Below are 14591 nucleotides of genomic sequence, written 5' to 3'. Positions count from 1 at the left end.
TTTGCTTTTGAAGAGTTGCTCGCCCGCATTCGCGCTCTTCTTCGTCGTCCCAGTGAAACTTTGGGAACTGTTTTAAAAATAGAAGATCTGGAATTAGACACCAGCAAGTACGAGGTCAAACGAAACGGTAATAATATAAAGTTATCAAGCAAAGAATTCGCTCTTTTAGAATATTTAATGCGACACCCAAACAAGATTCTGACCAAAGATCAACTCATTGATCACGTTTGGAGTTACGAAGCCGACATTCTGCCAAACACTGTTGAAGTTTATATCGGTTATTTAAGAAATAAAATTGATCGACCATTTTCCAAAAGTAAACCGCTAATTAATACTTTTCGGGGATTTGGTTATAAAATGGGACTGGATTCCGGGTCAAGCCCGGAATGACACGACTGGATATTAATGTTTAATAATGCTCGCTTAAAACTGACTATTTGGTATTTGCTAATTATAATGAGCATTAGCATCTTCTTTAGTGTCGCCATTTATTATTTACTGAATCGTGAAGTTAATGATAACTATGTTCGATTTTATCGCCGTTATCAGCTGCAACAACTAATTGATCCCAGTCCTTTTGGCCTTCCCCCACCAGACCAAACCATTATTGAGGACTCCACGGAAAGAATTCTTGGAAGCTTGGGAATTATTAATATATTTATTTTAATAGTCTCGGCTTCGGCCGGTTATTTTTTGGCCGGACGAACTTTAAAACCAATCGAAAATATGATTGATGATCAAAATAGATTCGTAGCCGACGCTTCACATGAACTACGAACGCCACTCACCGCTCAAAAAACAACGATTGAGGTTAATCTGCGGGATGAGTTGTTGACACTACCCCAAGCCAAAGAAATTTTGCGCGATAATTTAAATGATATCGCCAATCTTCAAAGATTATCTGATGAATTACTAGATCTTGCACAATGGCAAAACGGAGATACAGCATTAGAACTACAAGGTGTAAATCTAAATAAACTAATTACTGGAGTTATCGACCTGGTTAAAAAGTCAGCGTTGCTAAAAAATATTACTATTGAAGCCAACTTCGAAGATAAAATAATTAATGTCGATCACGATAAAATAGCAAGACTATTAGTTATTCTGCTCGATAACGCTATCAAGTACAGCCCTGTTGCTAGCAACGTCGTTATCACAGCCGCTATAATTGATCATAGGCTAAAATTTGAGGTTACCGATCATGGAATTGGGATTAATAAAGAAGATCAAACAATGATTTTTGATCGTTTTTTTAGAAGCGATAAATCACGTTCACAATCTGGTGGTTACGGATTGGGGCTGGCGATTGCCAAAAAAATCGTTGACCAGCATCATGGTACAATCACAGTCGCTAGTAAGCTTGCGCAAGGCTCAACTTTCACCATTTCGCTGCCCCAGTAAAGAATTAATGACTAATAATTCCCACAAAGTGGTAATTTTTATTACTATTATCTATTTAAGTGTGGTAGTGGCCTTTTCTATTTGGCATCGAATAGGGCTTTCTCCAGACCAGTTTTTCGCTGTCGGCTTGGGCCTAACTCTAGTTTTAGGCCGTGGCAAACAGTTTATTCGTGATTGGTCGCTCCCAATATTTACCCGATGATAAATTTTGACATTAATTTATTTGGATATTTGCCGACCATTAAATTGCAATCATTATTTTTCCGGCCATGCCACCGTGGCTGGCTAGCAATCGAGGAATAATTTCCAACGTCTATAAAATTATGGAAGTTGTATTTGGCAACTTCCTTAAAGCTCTCAGCTTGCCATCAGTGTACCAATTTTTTGGTGCCAATCTGGTAGCGGCCGTGCCCTCATTGCACGCCGGTTACGCCGCTGTTTGTTTTCTAGTCGTTAACGTCCCATCATTCCGGAAGCCCCGGAAATTACTGGATTAATCTGAACACTTTGGGCCGTAACGCTGCCATCCGTATTCGTAGTTCCGTAAACGGCTACTTTTGAACCAGCTTTAATATCAGAAGCACTAGCGGAAGCGGCTTGGTTGATCTGTGTTGCAGTCGATAAAATAACGACTCGGCTACTACCATCAGTTTGCTTAACAGTTAGTGACTTGCTATCAGCGCTTAAAACATCGCCGACAACCGGTCTAAAAGCTCCGCGAGTTCCCGCTGCATTGGCTCCTCCAAATTGTCCGGTCATATTTCTTGCCCCGGTTCTTGTTGCTAACTTGCTTTGGCTATATTTATAGCCACCAAAAAATGACCCTGCGGCTACGATAACAGCGATGACAGCTGTAATAATAATATTGTTCTTAGACATAAAATCACCCCCGATCGGAAATTAAGACTATTTATTATTAAGACTATTAAGGCTATTGAGTCGGATCGATAAATGGTCGTAATAGTCTTAATGGTCTCAATAGTCTTAATTATTCATAACGTAACGCCTCGATTGGCTGCAGACTTGACGCTCTTTGAGCGGGGTACCAGCCAAACAAAATGCCAATTGCGGATGACACGATAAAAGCTAGTCCGATTGATCGAATAGAGACCGCAAAAGGCGTTGAAGTTAAACTTGATATCAAGTACGACGTGGCGATCCCTAGGATTACGCCAATTAGGCCACCGCTAAAAGTCAAAATAACGGATTCGGTTAAGAATTGCGTGGTGATGGTTTTTTTTCGGGCTCCTAGGGCTTTACGAAGACCTATTTCGCGGGTTCTTTCGGTAACAGTAACCAACATAATATTCATAATCCCAATGCCGCCGACGATTAGAGAAATAGCGGCGACACCGGAAAGTAAGGCGGTAAACGTCCCGGTTGTCGACGAAGCGGTGCTTAAAATGTCTTGCTGGCTTAAAATCGAAAAATCGGCTTTACTGGGATCAGAAATCTTATGTTGAGCTAGGAGTAAATAGCCAATTTCATTCTGGGCCTGAGTCATTACATCAACGCTTTTGGCTTCAACTGATATCGTATTTAAATAACTTTGACCGAAAAGCTGTTTCTGAGCGGTCGATAAAGGCACGTAAATACTATCATCTTGATTCAAAAAGCCGGTGCCGCCTTTACTAACCGTCACGCCAATAATAATTAACGACTGATTATTAATTCTAATTGACTGCCCGAGTGGGTCGTTCGTTCCAAATAAATCAGAGACCACTTGAGGACCAATCACAGCCACTTTAGCCATCGAAGCTTCGTCATAATCACTAATGAAACGACCGGAAGCAATTGATATCTTATGAACCGTGATGTAGGACGAAGTCACTCCGGTAACAGATGTATTTGTATTATTACCACCGGTCACTACCTGGGCGCGCTTGGAAACTTCCGGTGACACCATTGAAATTGTGGTTACTTGAGATGAGTTGGCGATGGCCGTAGCATCGGCCACAGTAAGTGTAGTGCCACCACCGAATCCCCCTCGCACTGCCCCCTGACCTGAAGACGAAGGTGATATCGAGAGAAGATTTGAGCCCAAAGCTTCGATTTGCGATTGAATAGCGGAAGACGTACCCTCTCCCAAAGAGATTAAGGCGATAACGCTGGCAATGCCTATGACAATTCCCAAAATCGCCAAAGCTGTCCTCGTTTTATTTAAAGTTAACGTGGATAAACTTTCGATAAAAATATCCCAAAAATTCATAGTATCAGCTCCTTTTTACCTGCCGTTGTTGGTGCTGTGAAGAGTCTAGGGCAATATGACCGTCCCTAATATGGACGATACGCTTAGCGTGCTCGGCAATATCCGGCTCGTGCGTAATCATTACAATAGTATGGCCGGCGTCGTTTAACTCTTGAAAAATGGCCATGATCTCGTCAGCTTGCGCTGTGGCAATATTACCGGTTGGTTCATCTGCAAGGAGTATGGCCGGATTCATAACAAGAGAACGGGCAATGGCCACTCGCTGCTGCTGACCACCGGAAAGTTGGTTAGTAGTATGCGTTAGCCGATCGGAAAGACCAACTAGGTCAAGAAACTTCTTGGCCCTGATTTCCTGCTCTTCTTTTGGCACTCCAGCGTATTTCATTGGCAGCATGACGTTCTTGAGAGCGGTCGTTCGTGGTAAAAGATTAAAAGCCTGAAAAATAAAGCCTATTTTGCGGTTCCTAATATCCGCCAATTCGTCATCATTTAGCTTTTCAACATTATCGCCATCCAAAATATACTCACCGGAAGTTGGTTTATCTAACGCTCCAATTATGTGCATTAAGGTTGATTTACCGGAACCGGAAGGCCCCATAATTGCCACAAATTCTCCAGCATCAACCTGGAGAGACACTTTATCGAGAGCAACTGTTTCTAAAAAATCAGTTTTATAAATTTTAGATAAATTGGAAATTTTGATGATAGGATGATTTTTCATAGTTCATAAACTTAACGTCCAAAGCTAGCTGCGCCACTGCGAGACCCGCCAAGCGTGCTAAAGATCGAAGATTTAGAGGACGCAGCCGACGTGGTCGTTGCTGAAACAATGCCGGTCACGACGCTGTCGCCTTCATTAAGACCGGTAGTTACGACCGTATCCGTACCATCACTAAGGCCTACGGTGACCGCGACGGAATTAAGTTGCCCGTTTGTCAAAATTCGGGCAGTCGTCGCGCCATTGGCTGTTTGCAAAGCGCCGTTGGGAATAAGTAAAGCGTTGTCAACAATACTGGTGATGATACTGGCATTCACGGCCATATTGGGGTACATGTTGGCCTCTCCTGAATCTAAAATAATCGTGGTTGGATAACTGGTGACATTGGAACTGGTAGTACCTGACGTATCAATAGCCAAAACCCTACCGGTGTAGGTTTTCCCGGGAAATGCGTCCATTGTAAGAGTGACTTTTTGGCCCGGAATTACTTTCACTACGTCAATTTCCGATAAACTTACTTTGGCCTGTAAACTGCTGGCCGGCAAGTTAATAAAGCCAACGACAGTGGAATTTTTAGTGCCGGAAGTACTGGTGCTAGTGGAAATGGCGGTGTTAGGTAATAAATTAAAGTTGCTTAAAATGCCGTCGGTGGGGGCGGTAATTTGCGGTAATGATTGTTGGTAAGTAAGCCAGGCGGTCGATAAAGAGGCTTGTGACAAGCTAATAGCGTCATCAGCCGTGCCGTATTTTTGAGTGGCAACGTCACTACTAAGCGAAGACGCGGCAACATTCTGATTATAATTATCCCGTGAGGCTATAGCGGCATCTTTAGCTGCCGCGGCGGCACTAAGAGCTGTCGCTGCCTTTTGACGGTTTGGATCATCGTGAGAATCATTAACAACCGCTTGCCAGTTCTGTTGCGCCGTTGTATAGGCCGTTTCGGCATTGGAAACCGCTTGCCCCAGAGTCGTGATGGACTGTGTTGCAGTGTCTAAACTATTAGAAGCAGCCACTTGGCCTTGCTCTAAACTTACTTTATTAATTTGAGCGTTTACCAAAGAGTTTTTGGCGGATAGATAGGAAGTCCAGTTTTTGCTTGAATTTAAAGTGCTATCGGTATCTAAAGCCACGTCGGCTAAAACCTGGCCTTTAGTAACAGTGTCACCGTTTTTAACGTAAACCTTAGTCACCGTTCCCGAAACTAAGGTGTTGATTTGCGCACTGTTTACGGAAGAGATATTGCCGGAGCCGGTTACCGCCACCACCAAAGTGCCTTTAGTAACAGTGCCGGTCACGTATTGCGGTACGTTTGATTTGGTAGCTTTAACCCGAGTATAAATAAAATAACCCAGTCCCAGTAAAAATACAGCAACACCGATCTTTATAAACAGTGGCGTTTTAGCAATTCTAGCTTTTAATGAAATGCTCATAGTTGGTAGAATAATTATACTACCTGAGAAGTGGCTGAGTTGCCTTAAATGTGCTATAATAATAAAGTTGATTTAGATAATCGGTTTTTACCTCTCTTAAACGTTGTTAAAAGCCTCTAAGATACTATCCCGTCCTACTCTTAGCCTTCTTCTTCAATTAAACAATTTATGGCGCAAGCGTTTCGCAGCTACGGACCGGGTCGGTTCCGTTCTTCTGCGGGTTCCAGTCGTAATAATTTTGGATCACAACCTCGATATGGTAGGCTAATCAAAGGTCGCCCCGGAATGAGCCGGCTGGCAACAGCTGATATTAACATCTTTATTAAAAAAGCCAGTGACGAAAAAATAACAGTTGACGTACCGGTTACACACAGTTTTAACGACTTTCCAATTTCTGACGTAGTTAAGCAAAATATTAAACGTAAAGGCTACTTAATTCCTACCCCCATTCAAGATCAGTCAATTGAACCTATTATCGCCGGTCGCGACGTAATCGGCGTTACTAACACCGGTATGGGCAAAACGGCCGCTTTTTTAATTCCAATTGTCGACAGACTTTATAAAAATCCCAATGACCGAGCCTTAATCGTTGCTCCCACTCGAGAATTAGCCTGTCAAATTCGCGATGAGCTCCGTAGTTTTTGCTGGAATACTCGGATTTATGCGACTGTCGTTATGGGCGGCACCAGTTCTTTTCGTCAAATTTCGGAACTTCGTCAAAATCCGCAAGTAGTTATTGCCACTCCGGGCCGACTTAAGGATTTAATAGACCGCGGCTTCATTAAATTAAGCACTTTTTCGACCTTTATTTTAGACGAGGTGGATTTAATGGTTGATATCGGTTTTATTAACGATATTAAATATTTTATTAATCTGCTGCCTAAAGTAAGGCAATCCTTATTCTTCTCAGCGACTTTTCCGCCTAAAGTGACTGAGATTATTAATAGTTTTGTAAGCAATCCGCTAACTATCTCTCTTAAAAAGAGTGACAACCTTAGCAACATTGAGCAAAATATTATTAAAATAGTTAACCGAGAAACTAAAATTGAGCAATTAAGTGCTTTACTGCAAACCTCGGAATTTAGTAAAGTCTTGGTTTTTGGTCGGACTAAAAATGGGATTGATAAGATTCACAAACATTTAATGCTCAAAGGGTTACGGGTGGGGGCGCTTCATGGCAACAAATCGCAAGGGGTGCGGCAACAAATTTTAAATAGTTTTAAACGCAATGACATTAATATTCTACTGGCTACTGATTTAGCATCAAGAGGCATTGATGTTGACAATATTAGTCATGTTATTAATTATGACCTGCCCGCCACTTACGAGGATTACATTCACCGCATTGGAAGAACCGGGAGAGCTGGAAAAAAAGGTACCGCTTTAACTTTCGTCGACTAATTATTCGGAGGTTACGCCATCGAACTCGGGACCATCTGCCACAGCTTCGGCTTTAGTGACGCGCTCAATGCCGTCTTGGTGATGAGGTGGGCAATATAAAGTGTAGAGTTTAAGAGGCTCCGTAGATGATGTGTTGATGACGTTGTGCTGAGCTCCGGCGGGAACGATCGCCGTTGATCCGTCAGAAACTATGTACTCTGTTTCGTTGATAACGACTTTACCATCCCCTTTTTCAAAGCGGAAAAATTGATCGCCATCTTCATGAACTTCGGAACCAATTTCTTCACCAGGTAACAGAGACATCAAAACCAGTTGACAGTACTTAGCAGTATAAATAACATGTCTAAAACTGGAGTTTTGAAGAGTTAGGGATTCTAGATTTGAAGAATAACCATGTTTCATAGTGATTAGAGATTAAACCAAATAAATTAGTACGTCAATCACTATTTTACTCTATTCAGTTCATTTATTCTGTACATATGTGTAAGGTATAACCCAACGTATATTTAACTGTGAGCTCAAAAATACGCTTTTAAAAAGGCTTTTAGTGTAGTTGATTTGTTCTAAGAAAATGCTATAATAGCATTGCCTGTGAGCTTCGGCTCCAGTCGGTCCCCTTTTAGGGAGTACCTGCAGCAGGCACCTTTTAGCCTTCCTCCAAATTCCCTTTAAACATTATTCGTTCTTTATTTCTAGTCCGCCAATTGGGAATCACACTCCAAAAGAATGGTCTGCCCTTTCCGATTTGCTTAACAATAACTTTAAATTTCCAGTTTTCAATAATTGCTATGAAACCAAAGTATACAACCGTCACAATTTTGGAGACTTTCTGCTCGTGTTCCTCTACTAGCATTTCCCGACTTTCTGACTGATACTCCTGAAGAGTTGTAGTGATGCTTAAAACTTCACGAGCCTTTTCAAGAAGTGTAAAACGCATTAGCTGAGACTCTTCGTCACGTTTCTTTCCACCACCCTTATAAACTAAATGTCTAAATCCATCACTGCTGAAAGAGATCTTAGTTTTAAGATATGGACAATAGATTTGCTGGGTCTCTTTGTAGTTCTTGTAAGCAAGACCTTTCGAAGTTTCGTAATCAGAGTCCTGAGGCACGTATAAATTCTAGCACTAAATCCAAACTCATTCCGGTAGAGTATCTACAAGTAGTCTTAATTTAAAACACTCGTTTGATTAGTGATCTGGTTATAGGTTCTCCCTCAAGTTTAGTGGTCCTAAAAGTCATTTCTGGCATGAAAGCCTTAAAAAAACTTAAAGCTGAAGCATGAGACTTCTTATTTTTTCGATATTTCTGGTAATTTTTTCGCAGTGTCATATTTTTAGTCATAACAATGTTGATTATATATCATTTGAGACGAAAACATCATCTTTCGCACGTTAACCAACATCCGCCTTCGTTGAAGCTACGGCGGGATTGATAGTTGCTAAATTCACCGAGTTCACTAAGCAACTAATCAAAAAAACGGGAGGTAAAATTTATAAGCATTGCTGCAAATAAACCACCCCTCCCCCCGAATTATGTTAAGGCTGGAGTCGCGTCAGCTCGTCTTTCAGGAAGACGAGTACTTCCGACTTTAGAGTCTTTCTTAACTGCCTATATTTAAGCGGGGGCAGTAATAAATTTAAATCCTGGTCGATCACAGTCTCCGTGATTTCTATCTCAATAAAGCTTAGAAGATTTTTAATAAAATCAATGACTGACGTGCCGCGCCGCTCCTTTATAATTTCTGGCTTGTATTTATAACCAGACATAAAGAAATGATGTATGTCATAAATATCTCTACCGGCAACACTCCGAGTTTTCTCGAAACGCTCCAAAGAAGCGACCAGTTTATTAGCAAACATGGTTTCGATTGTCTGGCAATTAGCTGTCCGATTAATCTCCATAAGTGACTTCGCTATATAATCATTGGTTTGAGGAACCAGATCGTTTATATCGAGTTTAAGGGTGTTTCGAGAGTCGGTGGGGGCCTCGTATTTTAGAAAAAATTGCAAAGCATTCTTACTCTCATCCTTGATCGACAAGCCCAAGGTTTTGACAACTTTATAAATCTGGGTACGCAGCTCGGCTTTCGCAGTTCCATCTTTCAAGTCAAAGTCCAAATCCACCGAAAATCGATCGAGATATCCAATCATTGAGGCGCATGTACCCCCTTTAAAATAGAGATGTTGAGAGAGAAGTGTGTTATCTAGGATCTCGGTTAGGACCCGATACAGCCAGACTTTGTGGATAGCATCAGCTGGTTTAGAAATTGGCATCATAATCCGTAGACCTCTTTTCTAATCTGGATCACTTGTGACCAGTTAAGCAGTTCTTTATTGTCGATAAAATATTTTGGATCAAAATATAGCAAATCCGCCGCTGCTCTCTCTGGAGTAGCAACAAAATAGCCACTCTTATCTACCAAACCAAGGTCGATAAACAGATTTTGACCCTTCAGCTGACGCGCTTTATAAATATTATCACCAATTTTGAAATTTTTAGAGACTGAGGAAATCAGGGTAATGGCAGTGGGGTTTTGATTGATGACGCCAGCTGCGGCAAGAACGCTCTCGGTGCTTAAGTAAGCGAAAGTGTGCAGAGAGGCCAGTCCTAGCTCGACAGGGTCAAGTTGCTCTAGAGGAACCGTGTTGTAAAAACCTTTGTAAACCGACCGCAAAACGCCATTTTTTAAGTAGCGGCTAATAGTCTTATATAAAGTGTTTTTATTGGAAATGCCCCAAATAACGGCTAAGTCCTGAGTATGATAGTACGGTCTATTTTGGAGCATCAGTTCTTGTATTCTGTACATATATGTACAGTATATCACAACGTGTCGTGGAGTCAAGGCTGAAGATAGCCATGTGCCTTAAAGGCTTGATATATCAATCCCCTACGCCGCCACTTCGAGTAGATCCCGAAGAAACCTTAGGGGCCGCATATATGCGGCCCTCAACCAATCTATAGAAAACGAAAAACGGGAGGTAAAATTTATAAGCATTGCTGCAAATAAACTACCTCCCGTAAAGAGACATTTAGAGACTCTTATGAGTAAACGAATTAGAGTCTCTTAACCCTCCGAAGCTTTGCCAGACGTAGCTTTAGCGAAGTCTGGTTTAGCGAAGGAGGGAACTTTCCACCTAATTTTTTCAAGAGCATTGGTGGTCTTGGCTCCGGTGCGGTTTTAGATTAAATTTGATCTAAAACTTATACAGCACCCTTCACGAAACTACACGAGCTTAAGACGAGTAATTGTATACGTCGTCTGGTAGCGGTGAGTTTCCTTGGTCTTCCGATCGTATACGCTGTAGCGTATGCGGCCTTCGATCGGATTATTGTTGCTTATGCTGGAGAGTAGGAACTCCCAGCAATATTCGTCTTCGGGCTCTTCGTCGAGAGAGATGCCGGTTTCTTTTGTAACCAGTTCCCTCCCTAATAACGGATTTGCTAGCTGCGAAAAGTCGCTAACTAGCTTTAGGAAATCCCTCGCGAGTGTCCCCGGCATGGTGTAAACCTTGCCTTCGACTGCGAAGCTATTTCCGTAGTACGACTGGCCCTCCCCGAAGATCGGGTCATTCGTCTCGCGAGATACAACGTAAACGTTCATTTGATTACCTCCTAGGAAACAGAGCTGGCGCCCCGCCCTCGCTCCGTCTGCTGATCGCTAACCTAACGTAGCCTTCTTAAAGGCCTCCAGGTCAGCAATTTGTCGATCAATCTCTGCTACGGCGTCGGATCTTAACACAGCGGTTGAACCACCGGTCAAACTCGAGCCCGGCAAGAAAACAATCGGTTCGGGTGTGGCGAGTTCGAAGGAGACAATGTTAAATTGCTCCCGCAAAGCCACCCGAATCTCAACATTCGCCTTTGCGTAACGCTGAGAAAAATCGTCCCGGTCTATTAAATAGACCTTCGGCGTAAACCGAACGCTGCGCTCTGTGAACTCCACTGTCCATAAAACGCTCATGGCTGGCGCCTGTATGGATAGCCCACGAGGCTTTAAATACTGCTCGTGGAGCCCCCGATTCGAAAGCGGATGCCACACAAATTGTGAAAAACCCACCCCCGTCCGATCGTCGAACTTTCCGCAACGCTCCTCAAGCTGCTTGCGGATCCAAATATTCAACTTCATGGCGTCTTTCATGTTCTTGGACCTCCTTCTAAATATCCAAAAACTCGTAACACAACTCGGGAGCGATCTCCTGAGTTGACCACCCAATCCACTCTTCGGTGTGGCGCATGGGGTTAAGAACCTCCATGTCCTCATCGAAAACATGGAACGAGACCTGACCAACGACCGTCTCGAAATAGACGATGCCGTCGTTCGCCCAGCAATGATCGCTAAGTCTCTGTGCGTGCGCGATCAAAGTCGACTTGATGTCGTAAAACGACGGGTCGATCTCTTTCGCGCTCAAATTCGCCAGGTTTGCTAGTAAAGCCAAACCTTCGCCAGTCTCATACAACGCCCGATCCAGTGGCAATTGCCACAATGAAATCAAGCGCTTGATGTCCGGCATAATCTTCCCGATCGGGAGTGGTTCATCCCAATCCCCTACCGGAAAGAATTCTTCCGTACCGAACATGTATGGCTCTGGGTTTTTAAAGGCCCGAGCGAAAGCACCGGCGATTGTATTCATTTTCTCCTCTTTAATTCTTCTGATTTCGACCTTAATAAATCCAAGTCATTTAGACTCATCAAGGTCGAAACCAGTATTTATATTTTCAACGTGCCTCTCTTTCCTAAAGTTTTTGATCTAAACCATTAATCACTTGTCATCCGCCGGCTGGCGGATCCAGTAACTCCGATTTAGTCCAAAAACTTTAGGTCCAGTAGCAGCGATTTCACCAGGTGGCTAATTTCTTCTGCTACTGAACCAAAGAGACAAACGGAACGGATCTAACACAATTTGACACTTCCTCAATGCTTATTTGCCATTGAAGTTTTATTTCACCAAGCCGTGTCAATTCTTAGAACTAAATATCTACTCCTCGTCGTTCTCCTCGACCACTTCCTCTTCGACGATCGGAGCTGCCTTGGGGCAATTCTCCTCCAAACCGTTGAAGTTTGGTCCGAAAGCGGGGCGATGCTGGCAAACACCGTGTGCATAGATATGCTCAGATACGTTGACGTTGCCGCGCTCACGAGCGAACAGGCTGTCCTGAGCGTCGTGGATCGCCTGCTTCGCCTCCGGCCCCCATACTGCGTTGAAAGCAGCGAACGGACCCGCTTTCGTGGAATCCCAGACCTCGATCCAAACTTCCTCGCCGGCGTCGAACGGGTCATTTTCGAAAATCTCAGGCGGCCGGGCTGGCAGATCGCGTTCGACCAGCTCACCGATCCATTTCTGACGGCATTCCTCACCACCGAACGGTGAATCAGGCCACCGCGGTTCGACTGTGAAGCACTTTGCCACGAAACCGGCCTCGCGGGGCGAGAAATGCGGCTGCGGATCTTTGTCCTCGGTCGGCGCCAAATAGGCCCGCAAAGTGGCAGACTTATCCCCGTGCGCCCACTCCTTACGCAGCCACACCCATGTGTTGGCTTGCTTCCATTCCCAACCCTTCTCCGGCCAATCGGCAGCCTGGAGCTTCGGAATGCGTGACTCGTACATGGCTCGAAGTTCTGCAGCCTTTGCTGCGCGTTCTGAACGAGCGGACTTTATTTGTTCTACTGTAATCATTTTTCTCTCCTAAACTTTTCTGTGATTTCGACCTTTGCAGACCCAAATTATTAGATCCATAAAGGCCGAAACCAATTTCTAGAAGAAAAAGATATTTGTAATATTTGTGAAAGTGCAGATCTATTTAATTCGTAGCACCTCACCAATTACTTGATGAAGTCTTACGAACTCGGGAAGTGATGTTAAAGACAATAAAGTCAAAAACACATCACCTCCCGATCGAGACAAACGTTTCTTTCCACAAATCTTAGAGCTTAGTGGAGTGGCTCAGTGCCGTTTACAACTAATTTGCTTGTAAACTTATTTAGCACCATTAACTAACGACTTACTTTCCGAGGGCGTCCATGATTTCGCGAAGAGCTTTACGGGCTGCCGATATTGGCGCCTTTTTACTCAACGCTTCATACGCCGCATTGCACGCATCGTAAACCTCGGGACTCAAGCCGTTCTTCATGATCCGAAAGTGATTGCTCTGTGCACGATCACACCAACCATCCACATTTTCGATATGTCTGGTGCCACTCAAAAAACGACCTTCGGACACTTGATCACAAGGCAAATCAACTGATTCGCCTTCAGCTAGAACTTTCCAATCTTTACCGTCACCGTCTGGCGGTATCAGATTAAAACACGTCTCGTGGCAGTCAAATACTGGCCACTGTTGTATGTCCATCTGAAATGTTCGGTACCATATTGGCAAGGCAAAAACAGCCCGAGCTTGTTTGCGGACTTGCCCAGCAATCGTAGCAATCTTGTTGCCGATCCAATCCACGTTTTCCGCAACGTCAGCGTTCGTTTCGGTAGAATTGCCGCTGGGCTCATATACCCAACGAAGATTCGCAACTTGGAATCCGGCTTGAACGAGGTTATCCGCAACCTTCTGCACGTGAGCTGCAGCCGCCAACTTCCAAGCTTTTTCGGAGCCAACTTCTGGAATTAAATCGGTCTTTTTAAGAGAGACCGACTTTCCCTCACAGGTAACCGCTGTGACCTCATTCCCATCGTCGTATGTAACGACGACAGCACCGGAAATCAACTTACCGAACTTATCGACCGTACCCTCACGAACGAAAAAATACTGCTTCATTTTTCTTCCTATACTTCACATCGAAGCCTCGTCGGGAAGATTGTCGGATTCGATTTTTCAAGAACCTTCTGTTACTTGCTCTTGCGAGTTCAAGTTTCCAGTTCTAGTCACAGATTCAGCTGTGCTCCTAAGTCCCTTGGGTTACCCCGCTTCTGGACCAGCCTCGTTTTTAGGACGATCTCCTAGTCTTCTCTCCGAAAGTATCTTTTCCAAACTTTACCAGTTGCCATACGCGAAGCTTATGCGCCTTTAGGGCGGCTCGCAGCAATTAATAAACCTATGGATAGGCCTGCTGTTAAGCAGATTCAAAGTACTTGTTCTTTAAGAAGGCAACCTAGCTACCAAGTTTGATAACCACGTTGCGCTTCTTAAAGAAGTTTGTTAGTCGTTAAGTTCTCAAAGTGCTGCTTCTAAATGTCACTTGTGACATTTATCTAGACTGAAAGTCTAGTTATTCCCTAACTCCAAAAAACTGCACGGTATGTTTTTTGGGGTCAGCTAACAAGCTGATCGGCATTAATCATTTGCCATTAAACATTAATCATTAATCATTAATCGAATTGGTTTGGGGAAGAAAATGAGAGAGTACTTAATTGGTAGGTAATCTTTTCTCTCTCATTGCCTTCTCGGTCTCTCCTCTAGTACCCACGAATCTATTTGGTAAGTAC

General features: G+C 43.5%; 19 protein-coding genes. 5 read left to right on the top strand and 14 right to left on the bottom strand.

Annotated features, from left to right (window positions below; all coding sequences use genetic code 11):
• The 4 genes from NT141_04040 to NT141_04025 all read left to right on the top strand — a co-directional run.
• Positions 1 to 390 (top strand): response regulator transcription factor (locus NT141_04040; protein ID MCX6784201.1); only part of this gene is annotated, 390 nt, incomplete at its 5' end.
• 15 nt (positions 391 to 405) lie between these two features.
• Entirely contained in the window at positions 406 to 1401 is a 996-nt protein-coding gene (locus tag NT141_04035; protein MCX6784200.1) for an ATP-binding protein, read from the top strand.
• A gap of 7 nt (positions 1402 to 1408) precedes the next feature.
• Complete coding sequence (locus NT141_04030; protein MCX6784199.1) at positions 1409 to 1603, top strand: hypothetical protein; 195 nt, start codon at positions 1409 to 1411, stop codon at positions 1601 to 1603.
• Between the two features lie 67 nt (positions 1604 to 1670).
• On the top strand, positions 1671 to 1898 hold the full coding sequence (locus NT141_04025; GenBank protein ID MCX6784198.1) for a hypothetical protein: 228 nt from the start codon (positions 1671 to 1673) through the stop codon (positions 1896 to 1898).
• On the opposite strand, the gene NT141_04020 is transcribed toward NT141_04025, so the two are convergent.
• The 4 genes from NT141_04020 to NT141_04005 all read right to left on the bottom strand — a co-directional run bounded on the left by NT141_04020 (position 1855) and on the right by NT141_04005 (position 5758).
• Positions 1855 to 2280 (bottom strand): DUF5666 domain-containing protein, encoded by a 426-nt coding sequence (locus tag NT141_04020; protein MCX6784197.1) that lies wholly within the window; start codon positions 2278 to 2280, stop codon positions 1855 to 1857. The genes NT141_04025 and NT141_04020 overlap by 44 nt on opposite strands.
• 109 nt (positions 2281 to 2389) lie before the next feature.
• Positions 2390 to 3610 carry an ABC transporter permease gene (locus NT141_04015; protein MCX6784196.1) on the bottom strand — a complete coding sequence of 407 codons (1221 nt, stop codon included), beginning with the start codon at positions 3608 to 3610 and terminating at the stop codon, positions 2390 to 2392.
• Between the two features lie 4 nt (positions 3611 to 3614).
• On the bottom strand, positions 3615 to 4316 hold the full coding sequence (locus tag NT141_04010; protein MCX6784195.1) for an ABC transporter ATP-binding protein: 702 nt from the start codon (positions 4314 to 4316) through the stop codon (positions 3615 to 3617).
• 26 nt (positions 4317 to 4342) lie between these two features.
• Entirely contained in the window at positions 4343 to 5758 is a 1416-nt protein-coding gene (locus NT141_04005) for an efflux RND transporter periplasmic adaptor subunit (protein ID MCX6784194.1), read from the bottom strand.
• A 168-nt stretch (positions 5759 to 5926) separates the two neighbouring features.
• Between NT141_04005 and NT141_04000 the strand changes: the two genes are divergently transcribed.
• Positions 5927 to 7159 (top strand): DEAD/DEAH box helicase, encoded by a 1233-nt coding sequence (locus NT141_04000; GenBank protein MCX6784193.1) that lies wholly within the window; start codon positions 5927 to 5929, stop codon positions 7157 to 7159.
• Here the strand turns inward: NT141_04000 and NT141_03995 are convergent, their stop codons facing one another.
• From NT141_03995 to NT141_03950, 10 genes are all read right to left on the bottom strand, one after another.
• Positions 7160 to 7561: a cupin domain-containing protein gene (locus NT141_03995; GenBank protein MCX6784192.1), complete on the bottom strand. Its 402-nt coding sequence runs from the start codon at positions 7559 to 7561 to the stop codon at positions 7160 to 7162.
• 244 nt (positions 7562 to 7805) lie between these two features.
• Positions 7806 to 8270 (bottom strand): hypothetical protein, encoded by a 465-nt coding sequence (locus NT141_03990; protein ID MCX6784191.1) that lies wholly within the window; start codon positions 8268 to 8270, stop codon positions 7806 to 7808.
• A 61-nt stretch (positions 8271 to 8331) separates the two neighbouring features.
• Complete coding sequence (locus NT141_03985; GenBank protein MCX6784190.1) at positions 8332 to 8502, bottom strand: hypothetical protein; 171 nt, start codon at positions 8500 to 8502, stop codon at positions 8332 to 8334.
• 194 nt (positions 8503 to 8696) lie between these two features.
• Entirely contained in the window at positions 8697 to 9437 is a 741-nt protein-coding gene (locus NT141_03980; protein MCX6784189.1) for a nucleotidyl transferase AbiEii/AbiGii toxin family protein, read from the bottom strand.
• Entirely contained in the window at positions 9434 to 9967 is a 534-nt protein-coding gene (locus NT141_03975; GenBank protein ID MCX6784188.1) for a hypothetical protein, read from the bottom strand. The genes NT141_03980 and NT141_03975 overlap by 4 nt, the downstream gene beginning before the upstream one ends.
• Positions 9968 to 10384: 417 nt before the next feature.
• On the bottom strand, positions 10385 to 10762 hold the full coding sequence (locus tag NT141_03970; protein ID MCX6784187.1) for a hypothetical protein: 378 nt from the start codon (positions 10760 to 10762) through the stop codon (positions 10385 to 10387).
• Between the two features lie 57 nt (positions 10763 to 10819).
• Positions 10820 to 11299, bottom strand: a complete 480-nt coding sequence (locus NT141_03965; GenBank protein ID MCX6784186.1) for a hypothetical protein — start codon at positions 11297 to 11299, stop codon at positions 10820 to 10822.
• Between the two features lie 16 nt (positions 11300 to 11315).
• Complete coding sequence (locus tag NT141_03960) at positions 11316 to 11792, bottom strand: hypothetical protein (protein MCX6784185.1); 477 nt, start codon at positions 11790 to 11792, stop codon at positions 11316 to 11318.
• Positions 11793 to 12137: 345 nt separating this feature from the next.
• Entirely contained in the window at positions 12138 to 12836 is a 699-nt protein-coding gene (locus tag NT141_03955; protein ID MCX6784184.1) for a hypothetical protein, read from the bottom strand.
• A gap of 325 nt (positions 12837 to 13161) precedes the next feature.
• Complete coding sequence (locus tag NT141_03950; GenBank protein MCX6784183.1) at positions 13162 to 13923, bottom strand: hypothetical protein; 762 nt, start codon at positions 13921 to 13923, stop codon at positions 13162 to 13164.
• Between the last annotated feature and the right edge of the window lie 668 nt (positions 13924 to 14591).

It is taken from the genome of candidate division WWE3 bacterium, assembly GCA_026396615.1.
GTDB lineage: Bacteria > Patescibacteriota > WWE3 > JAPLWK01 > JAPLWK01 > JAPLWK01.
Note: the sequence above shows the minus strand (reverse complement) of the source record. Positions and strands in the feature narration are given on the sequence as shown.